Source organism: Mycolicibacterium tokaiense, assembly GCF_010725885.1.
Classification (GTDB): domain Bacteria; phylum Actinomycetota; class Actinomycetes; order Mycobacteriales; family Mycobacteriaceae; genus Mycobacterium; species Mycobacterium tokaiense.
Map to the genome: position 1 here is coordinate 2,158,340 of NZ_AP022600.1, position 20,006 is coordinate 2,178,345.

Annotated in this window: 17 protein-coding genes and 1 pseudogene; 12 read left to right on the forward strand and 6 right to left on the reverse strand. The window is 69.2% G+C overall.

Features of this window, described 5'->3' with window-relative positions; genetic code table 11:
• Positions 1–10: 10 nt before the first annotated feature.
• Positions 11–694, forward strand: coding sequence for a S1 family peptidase (locus tag G6N58_RS10380; RefSeq protein ID WP_115278791.1), 684 nt, complete (start codon positions 11–13; stop codon positions 692–694).
• A gap of 15 nt (positions 695–709) precedes the next feature.
• Here G6N58_RS10380 and acs read toward each other — a convergent pair whose 3' ends face one another.
• Positions 710–2,671, reverse strand: coding sequence for an acetate--CoA ligase (gene acs / locus G6N58_RS10385; protein WP_115278790.1), 1,962 nt, complete (start codon positions 2,669–2,671; stop codon positions 710–712).
• A 99-nt stretch (positions 2,672–2,770) separates the two neighbouring features.
• Between acs and G6N58_RS10390 the strand changes: the two genes are divergently transcribed.
• Positions 2,771–3,511 (forward strand): oxidoreductase, encoded by a 741-nt coding sequence (locus G6N58_RS10390; RefSeq protein WP_115278789.1) that lies wholly within the window; start codon positions 2,771–2,773, stop codon positions 3,509–3,511.
• A 392-nt stretch (positions 3,512–3,903) separates the two neighbouring features.
• On the opposite strand, the gene G6N58_RS10395 is transcribed toward G6N58_RS10390, so the two are convergent.
• Entirely contained in the window at positions 3,904–4,761 is an 858-nt protein-coding gene (locus G6N58_RS10395) for an HAD-IB family hydrolase (protein ID WP_083230493.1), read from the reverse strand.
• A gap of 408 nt (positions 4,762–5,169) precedes the next feature.
• Here G6N58_RS10395 and ssd point away from each other — a divergent pair, with 408 nt between their 5' ends.
• Genes ssd through G6N58_RS30800 form a run of 7 tightly spaced genes read left to right on the forward strand, consistent with a single transcriptional unit; the run spans position 5,170 to position 9,630 of the window.
• Positions 5,170–6,237, forward strand: coding sequence for a septum site-determining protein Ssd (ssd, locus tag G6N58_RS10400; RefSeq protein ID WP_232067812.1), 1,068 nt, complete (start codon positions 5,170–5,172; stop codon positions 6,235–6,237).
• Positions 6,234–7,403, forward strand: coding sequence for a TadA family conjugal transfer-associated ATPase (locus tag G6N58_RS10405; protein ID WP_115278787.1), 1,170 nt, complete (start codon positions 6,234–6,236; stop codon positions 7,401–7,403). The genes ssd and G6N58_RS10405 overlap by 4 nt, the downstream gene beginning before the upstream one ends.
• Positions 7,400–8,173: a type II secretion system F family protein gene (locus G6N58_RS10410; protein ID WP_115278786.1), complete on the forward strand. Its 774-nt coding sequence runs from the start codon at positions 7,400–7,402 to the stop codon at positions 8,171–8,173. The genes G6N58_RS10405 and G6N58_RS10410 overlap by 4 nt, the downstream gene beginning before the upstream one ends.
• A complete protein-coding gene (locus tag G6N58_RS10415; RefSeq protein WP_115281599.1) occupies positions 8,170–8,748 on the forward strand; it encodes a type II secretion system F family protein in 579 nt (192 codons plus the stop codon). Before G6N58_RS10410 ends, G6N58_RS10415 begins: the two co-directional genes overlap by 4 nt.
• A gap of 27 nt (positions 8,749–8,775) precedes the next feature.
• Positions 8,776–8,976, forward strand: coding sequence for a DUF4244 domain-containing protein (locus G6N58_RS10420; protein ID WP_068914665.1), 201 nt, complete (start codon positions 8,776–8,778; stop codon positions 8,974–8,976).
• Positions 8,973–9,299: a TadE family type IV pilus minor pilin gene (locus G6N58_RS30795; protein WP_272866094.1), complete on the forward strand. Its 327-nt coding sequence runs from the start codon at positions 8,973–8,975 to the stop codon at positions 9,297–9,299. Before G6N58_RS10420 ends, G6N58_RS30795 begins: the two co-directional genes overlap by 4 nt.
• Before the next feature lie 16 nt (positions 9,300–9,315).
• Positions 9,316–9,630, forward strand: a complete 315-nt coding sequence (locus tag G6N58_RS30800; protein WP_068914666.1) for an Rv3654c family TadE-like protein — start codon at positions 9,316–9,318, stop codon at positions 9,628–9,630.
• Here G6N58_RS30800 and G6N58_RS10430 read toward each other — a convergent pair.
• Positions 9,627–10,652, reverse strand: a complete 1,026-nt coding sequence (locus G6N58_RS10430) for a PAS domain-containing protein (RefSeq protein WP_115278784.1) — start codon at positions 10,650–10,652, stop codon at positions 9,627–9,629. The two genes, G6N58_RS30800 and G6N58_RS10430, sit on opposite strands and share 4 nt — an antisense overlap.
• A 283-nt stretch (positions 10,653–10,935) precedes the next feature.
• Complete coding sequence (locus G6N58_RS10435; protein ID WP_435406151.1) at positions 10,936–13,251, reverse strand: DNA 3'-5' helicase SftH; 2,316 nt, start codon at positions 13,249–13,251, stop codon at positions 10,936–10,938.
• A gap of 219 nt (positions 13,252–13,470) precedes the next feature.
• Between G6N58_RS10435 and G6N58_RS10440 the strand changes: the two genes are divergently transcribed.
• The 3 genes from G6N58_RS10440 to topA all read left to right on the forward strand — a co-directional run bounded on the left by G6N58_RS10440 (position 13,471) and on the right by topA (position 17,284).
• Complete coding sequence (locus G6N58_RS10440) at positions 13,471–13,674, forward strand: cold-shock protein (protein WP_005138711.1); 204 nt, start codon at positions 13,471–13,473, stop codon at positions 13,672–13,674.
• Positions 13,675–13,755: 81 nt separating this feature from the next.
• Complete coding sequence (locus tag G6N58_RS10445) at positions 13,756–14,343, forward strand: hypothetical protein (protein WP_068914669.1); 588 nt, start codon at positions 13,756–13,758, stop codon at positions 14,341–14,343.
• A gap of 121 nt (positions 14,344–14,464) precedes the next feature.
• On the forward strand, positions 14,465–17,284 hold the full coding sequence (gene topA, locus G6N58_RS10450) for a type I DNA topoisomerase (protein WP_115278782.1): 2,820 nt from the start codon (positions 14,465–14,467) through the stop codon (positions 17,282–17,284).
• A 13-nt stretch (positions 17,285–17,297) separates the two neighbouring features.
• On the opposite strand, the pseudogene G6N58_RS10455 reads toward topA, so the two are convergent.
• Together G6N58_RS10455 and G6N58_RS10460 are read right to left on the reverse strand one after the other, a co-directional pair.
• Positions 17,298–18,256, reverse strand: a pseudogene (locus G6N58_RS10455) (IS481 family transposase).
• Between the two features lie 106 nt (positions 18,257–18,362).
• Positions 18,363–19,973, reverse strand: coding sequence for an adenylate/guanylate cyclase domain-containing protein (locus tag G6N58_RS10460; RefSeq protein WP_163908057.1), 1,611 nt, complete (start codon positions 19,971–19,973; stop codon positions 18,363–18,365).
• Between the last annotated feature and the right edge of the window lie 33 nt (positions 19,974–20,006).

The window sequence follows — 20,006 nt, forward strand, 5'->3', positions numbered from 1 at the left end:
GGGAGTTCGCTTGAAACTCGCGCGCCTCGCGATCTGTGTTGTCACGGCATTGACGTCGCTGTCGGTCGCCACGGCCGGCTCGGCAAACGCCGCGCCCGTCACCCTCGGAGGGGGCTCGGGCATCGTGATCAACGGCGAGTCGTACTGCACGCTGACCGCCATCGGCACCGACAACCGAGGCGATCTCGTCGGATTCACCTCGGCGCACTGCGGTGGGCCGGGCGCACAGGTCTCCGCTGAGGGCGCCGAGAGCTCGGGCCCGGTCGGGGTCATGGTGGCCGGCAACGAGGCGCTGGACTACGCCGTCATCCGCTTCGACCGCAGCAAGGTCATCCCCACCAACAATGTCGACGGCTTCATCATCGACGGGCTGGGACCCGACCCCGCGTTCGGTCAGGTGGTCTGCAAGCTCGGGCGCACCACCGGCACGTCGTGCGGCGTGACGTGGGGTCCCGGCGAAGATCCCGGGACCGTCCTGAACCAGGTGTGCGGCGCCCCTGGGGATTCGGGTGCGCCGGTGACCGCGAACAACAAGCTGGTCGGGATGATCCACGGCGCGTTCAGCAATGACCTGCCCAGCTGTGTCATCAAGTTCATCCCGCTGCACACACCAGCGGTAACCATGTCGTTTCCGACGCAATTGGCCGACATCACGGCCAAGGGCAGGCCGGGAACGGGATTCGTCCCGGCCTGATCCCCCGGCATAGGACTACTTGCTGGCGCGGATGGCCTCGAAGACGCTGGGGTCGACCAGGGTTGAGGTGTCGCCGAGTTCGCGGCCTTCGGCGACGTCGCGCAGCAGACGGCGCATGATCTTGCCGCTGCGGGTCTTCGGCAGCTCGGGAACCACGTGGATCTCGCGGGGTTTGGCGATCGGGGAGATCTCCTTGGCGACTTCGGCGCGCAGTTCGTCGATCATGTTCGACTCGCCGCCGTGGGCGGAGGTTTTGAGGATGACGAACGCACAGATGGCTTGGCCGGTGTGTTCGTCGGTGGCGCCGACGACGGCGGCCTCGGCCACCCCGGAGTGCCCGACGAGAGCGGATTCCACCTCGGCGGTGGAGATGCGGTGCCCGGAGACGTTCATGACGTCATCGATGCGCCCGAGCACCCAGATCTCGCCGTCGCTGCCGTAGCGGGCGCCGTCGCCGGCGAAGTACCAGCCCTGCTCGGCGAACCGCGACCAGTAGGTGTCTTTGAAGCGTTCCTCGTCACCCCAGATGCCGCGCAGCATCGACGGCCACGGCTTGTCGAGCACCAGGTAGCCGGAGGCCTGCTCGCCGTGGTCGGTGCCCGTGGCGAGTTCGTTGCCGTCATCATCGACGATCTTGGCCGAGATCCCCGGCAGGGCACGCATCGCCGAGCCCGGTTTGGTGTGGGTGACCCCCGGCAGCGGGGAGATCATGATGGCGCCGGTCTCGGTTTGCCACCAGGTGTCCACGATGGGGGTTGTGTCGGCGCCGAAGGCCATCCGGTACCAGCGCCAGGCTTCGGGGTTGATGGGCTCACCGACCGAGCCCAGCAGTCGCAACGACGACAGGTCGTGGGCGGCGGGGATCTGGCGACCCCACTTCATGAAGGTGCGCACCAGCGTGGGAGCGGTGTAATAGATTGTCACCCCGTAGGTTTCGATGATCTGAAAATGCCGGTGCTCATCGGGGGAAGCCGGGGTGCCCTCGTAGACCACCTGGGTGACGCCGTTGGACAGCGGGCCGTAGACGATGTAGGTGTGCCCGGTGACCCAGCCGATGTCGGCGGTGCACCAGTAGACGTCGGTCTCGGGCTTGATGTCGAAGACATTGAAATGGGTGTAGGACGCCTGGGTGAGGTAGCCGCCCGAGGTGTGCATGATGCCCTTGGGCTTACCGGTGGTGCCCGAGGTGTAGAGCAGGAACAGCGGATGCTCGGAGTCGAAGGCCGCCGGGGTGTGCTCGACGGAGGCCTTGGGCACCGTCTGGTCCCACCACAGATCGCGGCCCTCGGTCCACTCGACGTCGATGCCGGTGCGGCGCACCACCAGAACGTGTTCGACGGGGCTGTCCTCGCCCAGACCGGCAATGGCCTCGTCGACGCCGGCCTTCAGGGAGACGGCCGCACCGCGGCGGTACTGCCCATCGGTGGTGATGACCATCTTGGCCGAGGCGTCCTCGATGCGGGCCTTGAGCGCGCTGGCGGAGAAGCCGGCGAACACCACCGAGTGCATGACACCCAGGCGCGCACACGCCAGCATCGCGACGATGGCCTCGGGCACCATCGGCATGTAGATCGCCACCCGGTCTCCGGCGACCAGACCGAGCTCGGTCAAGGTGTTGGCGGCCTGGCTCACCTCGTCCTTGAGTTCGGCGTAGGTGATGGAGCGGTGGTGCTCGACCGGCTCACCCACCCAGTGGATCGCCACCCGGTCGCCGTTGCCGGCCTCCACGTGGCGGTCCACGCAGTTGTACGCGACATTGAGCTTGCCGTCGCCGAACCACTTCGCGAAGGGAGCGTTCGACCAGTCGAGCACCTCGGTGAACGCGGTGTCCCACGACAGCCGGTTGGCCTGCGCCGCCCAGAACGCCAAACGGTCCGCTTCGGCCTCGTCGTACAGCGCCGCGGTGGCATTCGCCTGCTCGGCGAACTCCGCGGCGGGCGGATACGCTGACAGAACTTCGATGTGCGTCTCGGTCATGGTTGTGAGCGTAGTCACCCAAGGTTGCAACGGCGTTGGCATGTCACAACGACGCCGCGGGCGGTGGCTGCGGTGCGCCGAACGGTAGGGTTGCGCGCCGTGAGTGGTGATCCGTTGGCCCCGCTGGTGGACCTGCCAGGAGTGGCTGACGCTGCCGAGCAGGCCCGGGATGCGCTGGGCCGCGCCCACCGGCATCGTGCCAACCTACGCGGCTGGCCGGTCACTGCAGCCGAGGCGGCGCTGCGGGCGGCCAGGGCGTCGTCCGTGCTCGACGGCGGGACTCCGCAATTGGACGAGACCACCACTTCCGATCCGATCTTCGCCGGTGCGCTGCGGGTGTCGCAGGCCCTGGAGGGCGGGGAGACGACGCTGGTGGGCGTGTGGCGCCGGGCTCCGTTGCAGGCTCTGGCCAGGTTGCACATGCTGGCCGCCGCCGACGTGGCCGAGGAGAGCGCGCTGGCGCGTCCGCGTGCCGACCCCGAGGTGGCGGCTCGGCTGGACCTGATGTCTCAACTGGTGACCGGTCGGTCCGCGGTTCCCGCCCCTGTCCTGGCCGCCGTCGCGCACGGCGAACTGCTGACCCTGGCCGCGTTCGGCAGCGCCGACGGTGTGTTGGCGCGCGGTGTGGCTCGGCTGGTCACCATCGCCACCGGTCTGGATCCGCACGGCATCGGAGTGCCTGAGGTGTACTGGATGCGCCGGGCCGCTGAGTATCGGGCGGCGGCGCAGGGCTTCGCGACCGGCACGGAAAAAGGTCTCACCGAATGGTTGTTGCTTCACTGCCGGGCACTGCAAGCCGGTGCCCGCGAAGCGATTTCGATCGCGGACCAGAAGAAGTGACGGACCGGTACGCACAAAGCGGGCGGCGCTCCGAGCACTGGGCATCCAGTTCTCAGTTCGCCGCCCGCTAGCACGGATCTCCGGTTACCAAGCGTCCATAGGTGGGCTGCGTGGGTTGGCCTCGGCGATTGTGCGACGCGGTGTGAAGCTGACCTCAACCCAAGAGGTCCTGGTTCATCCGCTCTTCGCAAATTCGCAGGCCCGCAACGCTTCTGCCTCTATAGCGGCTCTGGCTCCGCGTGGGTACCGGGATCCGTGCTGGGTTACCTGATGCGGGAGATCGACCCTTCTCTTCCGAGTCGGTCTTGGCCTCACCGGGCTTCCGTGCCTTCCTTTGTACTCCGTGACCGCGGTCACAGCAAGGGTGAACTTCGGATCGTTATCCCGGTGTGTCAGAGCGCGAATCGACGTAGCAGTGAGTACGTCAGCGCGCCGGCGGCCAGTGCACTGATTCCCACCGCGGCGGTGGTGGCCACGGCCGCGCCGGATGGTGCGGGGATGCGGTCGCGCAGCGAGACGGGTCTGCTGAAGGTCAGGACCGGCCACTGCCGACTGACGGCCTCGCGGCGCAGGCTGCGGTCCGGGTTGACGACGGTGGGGTGCCCCACGCACTCCAACATCGGCAAGTCGGTGATCGAATCCGAGTAGGCGTAGCAGTGCTCCAACGGGTAGCCCTCGCGATGCGCGAGCTCCCGGATGGCCTGCGCCTTGCCTTCGCCGTAGCAGTAGAAGGCCACCTCGCCGGTGTAGCGGCCGTCCTCGACCACCATCCGGGTTGCCATGGCGTGGGTGGCGCCCAGCGCCCGGGCGATCGGCGCCACGATCTCCTCGCCCGAGGCGGAGACCACCACCACGTCACGGCCGCACAGTTTGTGATCGGCGATCAGATCGGCGGCCTCGGCGAATACCAGCGGATCGACGATCCCGTGCAGGGTCTCTCCCACGATCGACTTCACCTGCTCGACATCCCAGCCGGTACACATGGCGGTGACATAGGACCGCATCCGATCCATCTGTTCGTGATCCGCGCCGGACATCAGAAACAGGAATTGCGCGTAACTCGATTTCAGCACTGCTCGCCGATTCAGCAGACCTTGATCGAAGAATGGTTTGCTGAAAGCAAGCGTGCTCGATTTGGCAAGAATCGTCTTGTCCAGATCGAAGAAGGCGGCGGTCCGGGTGTGGTCCGCGCTCGCCCCATCCGTTTGCAGTGGGGTTAGCTGCACGGCGTCCCCGTCGGAGGCGGTCACGACCCCAGAATAGGGGCGCAGACCCGAAGAACCGGGAGAGCATCAAAAATGGCAGTTCAAGCCACCTTCTACTGACCGTCGTGTTGCGCGCACCCCGGCCCGCGTGTCGAGATTCGACACTTGCGCCAGTGTGCTGGGTCGTGTGTATAGTGAGTATTACTCGGCTTGTGCCGGGTGTGCATCAGCCCGACCCCCCGGGGCTGATACACGACGACCCTCGCCTCCTCCCCCCCTGGCGAGGGTCGTCTTTTGTCTGGACCAATGTTTCGCCAGCGGCGGACGACGGTCCCTGGTAGCAGCCCGGTTTCGCTGAGAACGAAATTCCGCGGTTGTCCCCAGTTGGCAATTCATCCACAGATCGCATTTGGTGACTGGTGGCCGGCCGCGGCGCCCGGCGACGGTGGAGCGGTGACCGACACCGCTGCACTCCTGACCCTCCTGAACGACACCTCTCTGCGCGACGACGTCGAGCGGGCCGCTGCCGCCGCCGGGGTGCGGGCCGCCCATCTGGATCCCTCGCGGCCGCCGGTGCGCGCGGTGTGGTCGGCAGCTGCAGCGGTGGTGCTCGACCGAGAGGCCGCCACGGGCTGCACCTGCGCCGGGCTGCCACGTCGCCCGGCGGTGTTCGTCTGCGGTCTCACCGAGCCTGATGCAGCCACTTTGCAGGTGGCGATTTCCCTTGGGGCGCAGAGCGTTCTGCTCCTGCCCGAGCAGACCGAGGTGCTGGTGAGGGCCATCGCCGACGCCCGCCTGCCCGCCGCTCACCCCGACAGTGGCGTCACGGTGGCAGTGATCCCGGGACGCGGCGGTGCCGGCGCGTCCGTTTTTGCGGCCGCGTTGGCGCACTGTTTCCCGCGCGCCCTGTTGGTGGACCTCGACCCGTGGAGCGGTGGGGCCGATCTGCTGCTGGGCGCCGAACACACCACCGGCCTGCGCTGGCCCGAGCTGGCGGTGCAGAGCGGGCGGCTGTCGTGGCCGGCCGTGCACGCCGCGCTGCCGAGCGTCGGCGACATCACGGTGCTGTCCGGGGCGCGGCGCAGCCACGACGTGCCCGCCGGCGCCGTCGCGGCGGTGCTCGGCGCGGGCCGCCGCGACGGCGTGACCGCGGTCTGCGATCTACCGCGAAGCATCAGCGACCCGGTCGCGACCGCGCTCGACGACGCCGATCTGGTGGTCGTGGTCACCACCTGCGATGTGCGCGCGTGCGCCGCCACGGTCGCCATGGCGCCGGCGATCTCGGCGGTGAACCCCAACGTCGGATTGGTGGTCCGGGGGCCGGCGCCGGGCGGGCTGCGGGCCGCGGAGATTGCCGAACTCACCGGACTGCCGCTGCTGGCGGATATGCGACCGGAACCGCTGATCGCCGAGAAACTCGAGCACGGCGGGCTGCGCCTGCGGGCCCGTTCACCGCTGGCCGCGGCGGCGGGCCGGGTCGCCGCCCTGCTGCCGAATCGCGGTGTGGGGAAGGCCGCGTGACCGAGTCACTGATCGATCGTGTCCGGGAGCGTCTGGCCGCCGACGCCGGGCGGGGTTCGCTGCAGGCCGGGGCGGTGGCCCGGGCCATCCGTGCCGAATCGGCGGGCCTGCTCGGCGACACCGAGGTGTTGTCGAGCCTGCGCGCGGTGCAGACGGAACTGACCGGTGCGGGGGTGCTCGAACCGCTGTTGTGTGCACCGGGCACCACCGACGTCCTGGTGACCTCACCGTCGCAGGTGTGGATCGACGCCGGAAACGGTTTGCGGCGCACCCCGGTGGAGTTCGCTGACGACGCGGCTGTCCGGCGCCTGGCCCAGCGTCTGGCGCTGGCGTGCGGCCGGCGGCTCGACGACGCGTCCCCGTGGGTGGACGGCCTGCTCGCCGACGTGGGTCCGCGGCGGCTGACAGTCCGGGTGCACGCGATCTTGGCGCCGGTCGCCGCCGCCGGCACCTGCATCTCGCTGCGCGTGCTGCGGCCCGCCACGCACGATCTTTCGGCGCTGGCCGCCGCCGGAGCGCTCACGCCGGACGCCGCGGCGCTGTTGCGCGAGATCATCCTGGCCAGGTTGGCGTTCCTGGTTTCCGGCGGCACGGGTGCGGGCAAGACGACCCTGCTCTCCGCGCTGCTCGGGGCGGTGCCCGCCGGTGAGCGCATCGTCTGCGTCGAGGATGCCGCGGAACTGGCCCCGCCCCACCCCCATCTGGTGTCGCTGGTGGCCCGCGGGGCGAACATCGAAGGTGCCGGGGAGGTCACGGTGCGCCAACTGGTCCGCCAGGCACTGCGGATGCGCCCGGATCGCATCGTCGTCGGGGAGGTCCGGGGCGGCGAGGTGGTGGATCTGCTGGCCGCGCTGAACACCGGCCATGACGGCGGCGCCGGCACGGTGCACGCGAACAGCCCGACCGAGGTTCCGGCTCGGCTCGAGGCGCTCGGAGCGCTAGGCGGTCTGGACCGCGCCACGCTGCACAGCCAGCTCGCCGCGGCGGTGCGTGTCCTGCTGCACGTCTCGCGCACACCCGACGGCTCCCGCCAGCTCAACGAGATCGCCCTGCTGGAGCGTGACGACGGTACCGGCACCTGTCGGGTACGCACGGCCTGGCACGCCGAGCATGGCCGGGTCGAGGGGTTTGCCGAGCTGCGCCGCCGACTCGACGGCGTCGCATGATCCCCGCCGCCGCGCTGTTGCTGGCCGCCGCGGTGCTGATCCGCCCGCGCAGCCGGGCCGCGCCCACCCGCGTTACAGCGCGGCGGCGGGTACCGGTGCCGGTTGTAGCGGCGGCGCTGATCGCGGTTGTCGTGATCGGCACGCCTGCACCGGTGGCCATCTCGGTCACGGTCGCGGCCGGCACCGGTTGGCTGCGGCGCCGTCGGCGGCAGGCCCGCCGCCACATCACCGAGGAGGGCCGGATCCTCGCCGGCGCCCTGGAGTTGCTCACCGCGGAACTGCGGGCAGGGGCCCACCCGGTGCGGGCGTTCGAGGCCACCGCCGCGGAGACACCGGGTCCGGTGGGAGCCGGACTGGCCGCGGTGGCCGCCCGCGCCCGGCTCGGGGCGGACGTGGCCGCGGGCCTTCGCGCGGTTGCGGACAGATCCGGGATTCCCCGGCACTGGGAACGGCTGGCCGGCTGCTGGCAGCTGGGCAGCGACCACGGTCTCCCGATCGGGATGCTGATGCACACCGCTCATCTGGACCTCGCCGAGCGCGCGCGCTTCGCGGCGCAGGTGGATGCCGGCATGGCTGGAGCCAGGGCCACTGCAGCCATTCTCACCGGACTGCCGGTGCTCGGGGTGGTCCTCGGCGAACTGTTGGGCGCCGCGCCGGTGGCTTTCCTGGTGCGCGGCGCCGGCGGTGGGTGGGTGCTGGTGGTTGGTGTGGTGCTGGTGTGCGCCGGTGTGCTGTGGTCGGGCCGGATCACCGACCGGGTGCCGGCATGAGTACTGCAGCGTTGTTACTCGCGCTGGCGCTGCTGGTGGGGAGCCGGCCGCGGGTTGCCCGGCTACGGGCCCCGTCGGGCCGGGCCACCCGTGCAGACCATCCGGGATCGCGGACGGTGGATCCCCTGGCCGGCGCCTCAGCGCTGGATGTGATGGCGGTGTGTCTGCGCGCCGGTATGGCCGTGCCCGCCGCCGCGCGGGCCGGCGCCCGCCACGCGCCCCCGGCACTGGCCGCAGTACTCACCCGAGCCGCCGACCTGCTGGCCCTTGGAGCTGACCCCGATACTGCCTGGGCAGCAACAGAATCCGACCCCCACGACCTGCACGGGCAGGCGCTGCTGCGATTGGCGCGGCGTTCGGCGGCGTCGGGCACCGCGCTGGCGGCGGGCGTGGCAGAACTGGCCGATCAGATTCGCGCCGACGCGGGCCACGCGGCCTCGGCGTCGGCAGAACGGGCCTCGGTGTTGATCGCTGGTCCGCTCGGTGTGTGTTTTCTGCCGGCGTTCGTGTGCCTGGGCATCATCCCCACCGTCGCCGGGTTGGCCGGCGACGTCTTCGGGTCAGGTTTGTGGTGAACACCCCAACAGAATGGAGATCCCTTGATGAACACCATGATTGCGCGGCTGCGGCTGCGGTTGACCATGCTGGCGGTCGACGAGGCCGGTATGTCGACCGTGGAGTATGCCATCGGCACCATTGCTGCGGCGGCCTTCGGGGCCATCCTGTATTCGGTGGTCACCGGCGACTCCATCGTGTCGGCGCTCACCGGGGTGATCGGCCGCGCCCTCAACACCAGCGTCTGAGCGATGACCGGGGTATCGCCACCGTCGAGGCCGCGCTGGCTGTCGCCACTCTGGTGGTGGTGTTGGTGCTCTGTCTCGGGGCCATCGCGGCGGTGGCTGCGCAGATCCGGTGCATCGACGCCGCCAGGGAAGCGGCGCGCCTGGCGGCACGTGGCGATCCGTCGGCAGTTGCGGTGGCCCGGCGCGTCGCTCCGGTGGGGGCGGGCATCACCGTCCGCTCCGACGGCGGGTACGTCACGGCGACAGTCACCGTCGCGGCCACCGGACTGCCGGGCCTCACCCTGTCGGCCGAAGCGGTCGCGGCGGCCGAGCCTGGCGGATGACCGGGGTGCGGGCAGCGTGCTCGCCGTCGCCATGGTGGCCGCGGTGATGGCGGTGACCATCGCGGTGGCGCACCTGGGGGCTGCGGTGGTGGCCCGGCACCGCGCGCAGGCGGCCGCCGACCTCGCCGCACTGGCGGCGGCCGTGACACTGGTCGAGGGCAGGGCACAGGCCTGTGCGACTGCGGATGCGGTGGCCGCGGCGATGCGGGCGCGCGGTACCGAATGCTCGGTGCACGGCGCCGATGTGACTGTCGCGGTGCAGGTTCCGGTCCACCTCGGGCGGTGGGGGACCGGGCGGGCGGGCGCGCGGTCGCGGGCCGGGCCCGTTTAGAAGGAGCTCCGTGCCAGCTCGGTCGCGGTGGGCGCGCGCATGGTGATCATCCCGGCGAATATGCCCGGTTCCAACTGCACACGGTGCACCGTCACGTGCAGGGCAACCCATTCGGTGTCGAGGCCGGGCAGTCGCAGCACCCGTTCGGTGACGCCACTGTCGAGTTCGGCGGTCATCGCTGCGAGCAGTGGTGCGTCGTCGGGATGGACCCACCGGGTGTCAGAGCGGCTTTGCCAGTCGTAGAGTGGGCACGGTTCGTCGAGCCAGCGCAGCAGAGTCCAGGTGTTGATGTCCACTAGGGCGCGGTAACTGCCCGGCCGGGCCAGGCTGTCGAGGATTCTCTGCGCCAGGGTGTCCTGCGATGTCACCGGACCGGGGCGGCTGCTGCGCCAGTTCATCGCCCGGGCTATCAGATGTTCGGTGCCGTCGGCGGCGCGTTCCATCGCGGTGCGGGCGACGAAGCCGACCGTGATGATGGTGCCGTTGCGGTCGGGCACATCCCAGGTGTTGCAATAAGTCCGGCCCGGACGGTTGTTCACCGCCAGCGCCAGCACCTCGGTCTCGTCGGCCTGCAGGGCCCTGGTGGGCATGTCTTGGGCGAATGTCCTGCCGTGGGTCTTCTCGACAGCGGGGTCCATGCCGCTGTTGGCCAGGGACTGCGCGGTGTCGGTGGCCAGCCCGGTGGTCAGGTCCCACAGCAGGGGTCCGGGCACCGGTCGCTGCGGTGGACGGGCGTCGGTGGGGCCCACCCAGATGTGTACCCCGTGCACCCGGCCGTCGGACATCACCACCGGCTCGGTCTGCACCACGCGGCGGTCGGCAGCCGTCTGCCGACGCACCGCCACTCCACCGGCGATGGTGTCGGCCACCGCTTTCCGGAAGACGTCCACCGCCGGATTGCGCCGCAGGAACACCCCCAGCGGCACCAGATTCTTCAGCTGATCACCTTGAGCCACCACCACGGGTTCGCCGTCGAGGGTCTGCATGCCCAGCGTCTCGACGAGGAGCCAGTCATGGGCCATGGAGGGACTCTACTGCGGGATTGAGGGCACAAAGCCGCCTGCACCACTGAATCCGTAGCTGAATCGTTGCAACCACGCGGTGACCACCAGGAACCTTTGTTTTTTGATTTGCGCCGGACTTGCGCGCAGGGTAATTTTTGCGATGCGCCCGACATGTCGGGTTGGGGAACGGATCGTGATGTCCGACCGTTCGATCGCACCTTTGCCACGGTGGAGTGGCGCCTCATGAGGCGGCCGTCGAGGGGTCGGTCGTCGCCCATGATCACGTCCACCGTGCCAGCGGTCAGCCCAGTCGTGCTATCTCGTTCAGCACAGAGCGAAGCACGACAACCGCGCCCGCCTTGTCGAGCGGGTCGTTTCCGTTGCCGCACTTCGGTGACTGAACGCAGGACGGGCAGCCCTGCGGGCATTCGCAGGCCTCGATCGCCGCGGCGGTGGCGGCCAGCCACGTCTGGATCTGGCGGTACCCGCGTTCGGCGAAACCCGCCCCGCCCGGGTGCCCGTCGTAGACGAACACAGTAGGCAGCCCGCTGGGGCCGACGGCCGTGGACACCCCACCGATGTCGCCGCGGTCGCAGCTGGCCACCAGTGGCAACAGACCGATGGCCGCGTGTTCGGCCGCATGCAGCGCACCCGGGATCCGCAGGAGCTCGATCCCGTTGCGTTCCAACAGTTCCGGGGTCAGTGTGTACATGACCGCCACCGTCTGCAGAGTCGACGTCGGCATGGCGAGTTCGACGTAATCGAGCACCTCGCCGGCCGGTGTGCGGCGCAGGTAACCGACCACCGTGTTGGTCACCGCCACCGGCACCAGTCCCACCGTGACGTCGCCGAGCTCGACCTGCTCGCCGGGAGCCGTGACGCTGATGTCGGTGACCTCGCGAGCGTGGGTGGTGTATCCCGGCTCCTCGGCGTGCACGAACGCCACCGCCGACTCGAAGTCCAGGTCGTCGACGACGTAGGTTTCGCCCTGGTGCAGGTACACCGCCCCCGGATGCACGGTGGCGGGGGCCTGTCCGGCGCCGGTGCTGCCGAGCATCCGCCCGGTGCCGGACTCCAGAATGGCGATCTGCCCACCGATGGACCCGCGGATGTCCACGGCGGGATGCGGATCCACGCCCGGTGCGGGGTAGTAGAGGCCTCCCCGGTGCCGCAGCAGACCGTCGTCGATCAGCCCACCCACCACGGTTTCGGCGCCCCACATCCGCACTTCGGCGTCGCTGACGGGCAGTTCCACTGCGGCGCAGAGCAGCTGAGGTCCCAGCACATACGGGTTGCCGGGATCGATGACCACCCGCTCGATCGGTCTGTCCAACAACGCCGACGGATGGTGCACCAGGTAGGTGTCCAGGGGGTCGTCGCGGGCGATCAGCATCACCAGCGAGCCCTGACCCCGGCGGCCCGAGCGGCCGGCCTGCTGCCAGAACGAGGTGACGGTGCCGGGGAACCCGGCCATCACGACGGCGTCCAGGCCGGAGATGTCGACACCGAGTTCGAGGGCGTTGGTGGTCGCGACGCCGCGCAGGCGCCCGTCGGACAGTGCCGCCTCCAGTGCCCGGCGGTCCTCGGCGAGGTAGCCGGCCCGGTACGACGCCACCGTTTCGGCCAGTTGCGGTGCGGTGTCCTCGAGTCGGGCCCGGGCACCCAGTGCGGTGAGCTCGGCCCCGCGCCGAGATCGGACGAAGGTCAGGGTGCGGGCTCCCTCGGTGATCAGATCCGCCATCACCCGCGCGGCCTCCGCGCCCGCCGAGCGCCGCACCGGGGCGCCGTTCTCACCGGTGATGTCGGTGCGCAGCGCGGGCTCCCACAACGCGACCGTGCGGGCGCCGTGCGGCGAACCGTCTGCGGTGACCTCGGCGACGGTCTCGCCGATCAGCTCGGCCGCGGTCTCGCCGGGCGAGGCGGTGGTGGCGCTGGCGAACACCACCGTGGGTGCGCCGGAGTAGCGGCGCGACAACCGCAACAGCCGGCGCAGCACCATTGCCACGCCGGAACCGAAAATGCCGCGGTAGTAGTGGCATTCGTCGACCACGATGTAGCGCAGGCCGCGCAGGAACACCGCCCACCGGGCATGGTTGCGCAGCAGCGAGAGGTGGATCATGTCGGGATTGGAGAACAGCCAGCGCGACCGTTCCCGGGCGAACCGGCGGACCTCGGGCGCGCTGTCGCCGTCGTAGGCGGTGGGGGCGATCTCGGCCAGCAGCGGAAGTGTCGAGCACAGCTCGTGGGCGGTGCGCAGCTGGTCGTGGCCCAGCGCCTTGGTGGGCGACAGGTACAGCACCCGGGCCTGCCGGTCGGTGGCCAGGGTCTGCAAGATCGGCAGTTGGTAGGCCAGTGATTTCCCGGACGCGGTCCCGGTGCTGAGCACCACGTGCCTGCCGGCGTGTGCCAACTCGGCGGCCTCGGTCTGATGCGACCAGGGTGCGGTGATGCCGCGGTCGGTGAACAGTGCCACGATCTCGGGATCGGCCCAGGTCGGCCACGGTGCGGTGCGGGCCGTGCGAGCAGGCATTTCGGCGACGTGGCGGATGGGATCCTCACCCGGCCCAGCGCCGGAAACGGCTGCTGAGAGCAGTTCGCTGCCGAAATTCACCGTCACGTCCGCCAATTGTTCACGAGTCTGTAGCAACGAGACTGTCGCGTCGGCCACGAACGTGCTTGGATATGGGTGGTCGCAGCTTCTGTGTGGTGTCAAAGCTTTCGCAGGATCGACGTTGCGGTCGCGGTTCCTGCGAAGGATGTGCGGTCGGAACGGGCCCGGTACACCGAGACTCGGTGCACCGCACCCGGTAGGTACGAGTTAAGGAAAGATCGAAAGATGCCACAGGGAACTGTGAAGTGGTTCAACGCGGAGAAGGGCTTCGGCTTCATCGCCCCCGAGGACGGCTCCGCTGATGTGTTCGTCCACTACACGGAAATCCAGGGTTCGGGCTTCCGCACCCTGGAAGAGAACCAGCGAGTCGAGTTCGAGGTCGGCCAGAGCCCCAAGGGCCCCCAGGCCACCGGCGTCCGCGCCGTCTGAGTCAGCACAGCTGACGACACACCCCCGCACGGATGATCCGGCGGGGGTGTTCCCTTTCCGGGCTGGCTTACTGTCAGTGGCGTGTCCCAGCTGTCCTTCTTCTCCGCGGAGTCGGTGCCCCCTGCCGTCTCCGATCTGACGGGACTGCTGGCCGCCAGTGGGCAGGTGGTGTTGCTGGATGCCGGTGCCCGGCTGTCGGTGGTGGTCGACGCGGTGTGGCGGGCCGCCGCCCTGGCCGAGATGATCACCGAGGCGGGTCTGCAGCCGGAGATCGGCCGCACCGAGGAGAACAGTCCCCTGGTGCGCACCGCGGCCGACCCCCGGCTGGTGGGCATCGCCCGGGAGTGGACCCGCGGGGCCGTCAAGACCGTGCCGCCGTACTGGCTGCCCGGGCCCAGGGAGCTCCGTGCGTGGACCCTGGCGGCCGGTTCGCCGGAAGCCGACCGCTATCTACTCGGCCTGGACCCGCACGCTCCGGACACCCATTCGCCCCTGGCGTCGGCGTTGATGCGGGTCGGGATTGCGCCGACTCTGATCGGTACCCGCGGTGCGCGGCCGGCGCTGCGGATCAGCGGCCGTCGACGGCTGTTGCGCCTGGTAGAGAACGTGGGGGAACCTCCGGGGGACGTCGACGCGTTCACCCAGTGGCCGCGCACCCAGGGGTCGTAACGTACAAAAGAGACGGATTGCCGGTTTGCGTCACGAGGTCCGCAATGCAAAATTGGCAGTTGCCCGCAGGGTTCGGGGGCCTGAGGGTGTGCACAAGAGCAGGAGTGGAGCGTAGGCGCTGGTGGCTGGCGATGGCCGTGAGAACGGTGGCAGAAGCGGTGGGGTTCGGCGGCTCGTCATAGTCGAGTCGCCCACCAAGGCGCGCAAGATCGCCCAGTACCTGGGCTCCAACTATGTCGTGGAGTCTTCTCGTGGGCACATCCGCGATCTGCCCCGCGCGGCAGCCGACGTCCCCGCCAAGTACAAGTCCGAGCCCTGGGCCCGGCTGGGGGTCAACGTCGACGCCGACTTCGAGCCCCTCTACATCGTCTCTCCCGAGAAGAAGAGCACGGTCACCGAGCTCAAAGGCCTGCTGAAGGACGTTGACGAGCTCTACCTCGCGACGGACGGTGACCGCGAAGGCGAGGCCATCGCCTGGCACCTGCTGGAGACCCTGAAGCCGCGCATCCCGGTCAAACGGATGGTGTTCCACGAGATCACCGAGCCGGCCATCCGCGCTGCCGCGGAATCGCCGCGCGACCTGGACAACGACCTGGTGGATGCCCAGGAGACCCGGCGCATCCTGGACCGGCTCTACGGCTACGAAGTGTCGCCGGTGCTCTGGAAGAAGGTCGCGCCGAAGCTGTCCGCGGGCCGCGTGCAGTCGGTGGCCACCCGGATCATCGTGCAGCGCGAACGCGAGCGGATGGCGTTCCGCAGCGCCGAGTACTGGGACATCGCCGCCGAGCTGGATGCCAGCGTCTCCGATCCGTCCGCGCAGCCGCCGGTGTTCAACGCCCGGCTGGTGACCGTCGACGGTCTGCGGGTGGCCAGCGGCCGCGACTTCGACTCCCTGGGTGCGGTGCGCAAGCCTGCCGAGGTCACGGTGCTCACCCAGAGCAGCGCCGGTGCCCTGGTGCAGGGCCTACAGGGCGCCACGCTGGCGGTCTCGTCGGTGGAGGAGAAGCCTTACACCCGCAAGCCGTACCCGCCGTTCATGACCTCGACGCTGCAGCAGGAGGCCGGCCGCAAGCTGCGGTTCTCCTCCGAGCGCACCATGAGCATCGCCCAGCGGCTCTACGAGAACGGCTACATCACCTACATGCGTACCGACTCGACCACGCTGTCGCAGTCGGCCATCAACGCGGCCAGGACCCAGGCCGCGCAGCTCTACGGCGAGCAGTATGTGCACCCGTCGCCGCGGCAGTACACCCGCAAGGTGAAGAACGCCCAGGAGGCGCACGAGGCCATCCGCCCGGCCGGCGACACCTTTGCCACCCCGGATGGGGTGCGCCGCGAACTCGAGAACGACGAGTTCCGCCTCTACGAGCTGATCTGGCAGCGCACCGTCGCCTCCCAGATGGCCGATGCCCGCGGGACCACGCTGAGCCTGCGGATCTCCGGCGAGGCCAGCACCGGGCAGCAGGTCACCTTCGCGGCCAGTGGTCGCACGCTGACCTTCGCCGGCTTCCTGAAGGCCTACGTGGAGAGCCTGGACGAGCAGGCCGGCGGTGAGGCCGACGACGCCGAACGCCGGCTGCCCAATCTGACCCAGGGCCAGCGGGTGCAGGCCAACCAGCTGACCCCCGACGGGCACTCGACGAACCCGCCGGCGCGCTACACCGAGGCCTCGCTGATCAAGGCGCTCGAAGAGCTGGGCATCGGCCGGCCGTCGACGTACAGCTCGATCATCAAGACCATCCAGGACCGCGGCTACGTGCACAAAAAGGGCAGTGCCCTGGTGCCCTCGTGGGTGGCGTTTGCCGTGATCGGCTTGCTGGAGCATCATTTCGGGCGGCTGGTGGACTACGACTTCACCGCGGCCATGGAAGACGAACTGGACGCCATCGCCTCCGGCAACGAGCAGCGCACCAACTGGCTGTCCAATTTTTACTTCGGCGGCGATCACGGCGTGGACGGCTCGATCGCCCGCGCCGGCGGTCTGAAGAAGCTGGTGGGTGGCAACCTCGAGGAGATCGACGCCCGAGAGGTCAACTCCATCAAGCTCTTCGACGACACCGAAGGTCGCGCCGTCAATGTCAGGGTGGGTCGCAACGGGCCGTACCTCGAGCGCATGATCGACGACCCCGACAACCCGGGTGAACTGAAACCGCAGCGCGCCAACCTCAATGACGAGCTGACCCCCGACGAGCTGACGCTGGAGCTGGCCGAAAAGCTTTTCAGCACACCGCAGGAGGGCCGTTCGCTGGGTATCGACCCCGAGAGCGGGCACGAGATCGTCGCCAAGGACGGCCGTTACGGCCCGTACGTGACCGAGGTGCTGCCCCCGCCGCCGGACGAACCGGAAGACGGCGTCGGCGCCAAGAAGGGTAAGAAACCCACGGGGCCCAAGCCGCGCACCGGATCGCTGCTGCGCACCATGGATCTGGAGACCGTCACCCTCGAGGACGCGCTGAAGCTGCTCTCGCTGCCGCGCGTGGTGGGGGTGGACCCGGCCAATGGTGAGGAGATCACCGCGCAGAACGGCCGCTACGGCCCATACCTCAAGCGCGGCACCGACTCCCGCTCGCTGGCGACCGAGGACCAGATGTTCACCATCACCCTCGACGAGGCGCTGAAGATCTACGCCGAGCCCAAACGCCGTGGGCGCCAGGCCGCGGCGACGCCGCCCCTGCGAGAGCTGGGCAACGATGCGGCCTCCGGTAAGCCGATGGTGATCAAGGACGGCCGTTTCGGCCCCTACGTCACCGACGGTGAGACCAACGCCAGCCTGCGCAAGGGTGACGACGTGCTGTCGATCACCGACGAGCGGGCCTCGGAACTGCTGGCAGACCGTCGCGCCCGCGGCCCGGTGAAGAAGAAGGCCGCCGCGAAGAAAGCGCCGGCCAAGAAGACCGCGGCCAAGAAGGCTCCGGCGAAGAAAGCCGCCAAGAAGGCCTAGCTGTACTCGGCCATCAGGTTGGTCGCAGTCGGCTGATCGGTGGTAGCCCGTCGAGTGCGCTGTGGCGGCGTTGAGTGTTGTAGAACTCGACCCAGGGTGCAAGGGCTTGGGCTCGGTGTGCGTTTGATGCGAACACCCGGTGATAAGACCATTCTGTTTGCAGGGTGCGGTTATAACGCTCCACTTTGCCGTTTTGCCAGGGGCAGTGCGGCTTGATGAATAGATGCCGGGCGTTGAGTGCGTCGATGGCCGCAGCGACCGCTGCTGAGCGGCGATAGCTCAGATGGTTGTCTGTGATGACCCGTTCAATGTGCGGAATGCCCTGGGATTGAAAGTATTGCGCGGCCCGAGAGATGAACCCGCGCAGGTCGCGCCTTTCTCGTCAGCGTGGATCTCTGAGTACGCAAGCCGGCTGTGGTCATCGATCATGGAGTGCACGTAGTCATAGCCGATTCCGCGGCCACGGACGTCTTCGCTGCGCCCGTGGGCACGCCATCCGCCACCGTCGGGGATACGGCCAAGCTTCTTGACGTCGACGTGCACCAGTTCGCCGGGGTGTTCGCGTTCATAGCGTCGTGTGCTGGCCCGGGAGGCTTTGATCACCGCACCGGTCATCGGATCGCAATCACGCAGGTACGGCACGCCGCGGCGCCGCAGAATCCGTGCCACTGTCCGGGCAGGGATTCCCAGCTCAGGGCCTAGCCAGTCCTGGCCCCGGCGATGCTTGCGCCGCGCGGCGACTACTTGGCGTTCTACCCGTGCCGAGGTGCGCGTAGGGCTGTGGTGCGGCCGCGAGGACCGGTCGTAGAGTCCGGCTTCGCCTTCGGCGGCGAACCGGCTAATCCAGGTGTGGACACACTTGCGGGAGATCCCCATCGCGTCGGCGATATGGGCCTGTTTCCAGCCCTGCTGGTAGCGCTCGACGATGAGCCTTCGCCCATGCAGCGTGGTGCGGGCATTACGGTGAGACACGAGAACCTCCGGGTTGGTGATGGGCCTTCGACAAGCCACACCTCACCCGGAGGTTCTCCTCACATCAAGCCAACACGCCCGCTACCAACGTCACGGCTGAGTACACCTAGCCGCCCGGGCGACGATGCGGCTGTGAGGGACGAGCCGCCGGGGAGGAGAGCCGCGGCAAGGTGATCGGGATCTCGCCGGAGACGGCGAGGTTCACCGGCCGGGCCAGCTGGGTGGGCGCGATCCGCCCGCGCAGTTCCACGATCTCGCCGACGTCCCAAGCCAGTGCCTCGGCGTCGACGGCGTTGCTCACCGCGGTGGCCGAGGCCAGCACGTGCCCCGGCTCGAGCTTGGCCAGTTCGGTCAACCGGGCCGCCTCGTTCACCGGGTCTCCGATCACGGTGTACTCGAAGCGGGCCTTGGCGCCGATGTGCCCGGCGATGGCCCGCCCAGCGGAGACCCCGATGCCGAACTCGGCGTTGCCCAGCACGGGCAGCAGTTCGTCGTGCATGTCGCGGGCGGCAGCCAGTGCGGCGCCGGACGAGTCCGGGTGCTCGATCGGGGCCCCGAAGATGCACAGTGCAGCGTCACCCTGAAACTTGTTGACGAACCCGCCGTGGCGAGCCACGGTGTCGACGACCACGCGGAAGAACTCGTTCAGCAGGATCACCACCTCGCCGGGAGCCCGGGTGGCGGCCAGATTGGTCGAGCCCACCAGGTCGACGAACAGCACCGCGACGTCGCGCTCCTGGCCGCCGAGCTCGGTGCCGCGCTCCAGGGCGCGCCGGGCCACGTCCTCGCCCACGTAGCGGCCGAACAGGTCGCGCAGCCGCTGCCGTTCGGCCAGGTCGCGCACCATGTCGTTGAAGCCGGCCTGCAGCAGGCCGAGTTCACTGGCGTCGTAGATCTGCATGTGTGCGTTGTAGTTGCCGCGCTGCACCTCGCCGAGGGCCCAGCGCAGCTGGCGCAGCGGATCCGCGATGGACATGGCCACCAGCACGGTGCCGGCCAGTCCGATCACCAGCGCGGCCAGCGCCATCAGCAGGATCGGGATCAGCGTGCTGTCGGCGGTGGCGCGGAACAGCGACAGCTTGCTGGCCCCGACGCTCAGGATGATCGCCAGCAACGGCACGCCGGTCGAGAGCACCCAGGTGAGCACCTGGCGCAGGATCACCCCGGGGGCCTGGAAATTCTCCGGCACCCCGCCGCGCAGCGCCGCAACGGCCACCGGGCGCAGCACCCGCTCGGACTGCAGGTAGCCGATGATGGCGGTGGCCGTGGCGCCCAGGGCGGTGGCCACACCCAGCACCGGCAGGGAGTGCTTGGCGGTGGACCAGGCGGCCAGCGCGAAGACGATGCCGCCGATGCACCAGTTGGCCAGGCTGATCAGGGTCCGGTAGATCGGCATCCGCAGGGCGCGGGTGCGCGCCAATTCGGTGGACACCAGGTCGTCGTCGGCGAGCAGGCCGTCGCGGCGCTGCCAGCGGAACACCGGCATCAGCAGCCGCAGGCTCACGTAGGCCCCGATGGCGAACGACACCATCAGCACGGCCAGGAAGATCATCAGGTTCGCCGCGGGCAGGTCCTGGAGCTGCACCCGGTCCTCTGGAGGAAGCCCGAAACGCAGGAATCCCAGGACGAACAACGCGCCGATGATGTCGGCCTGCAGCATGCCCAGGGTGAACACCGGCCACGGTGTGCGCACGACCCAGTGGACGAATGCGCTCATTCGTCCTCTCGGTGCCGGCTCGGTGGTCACCCG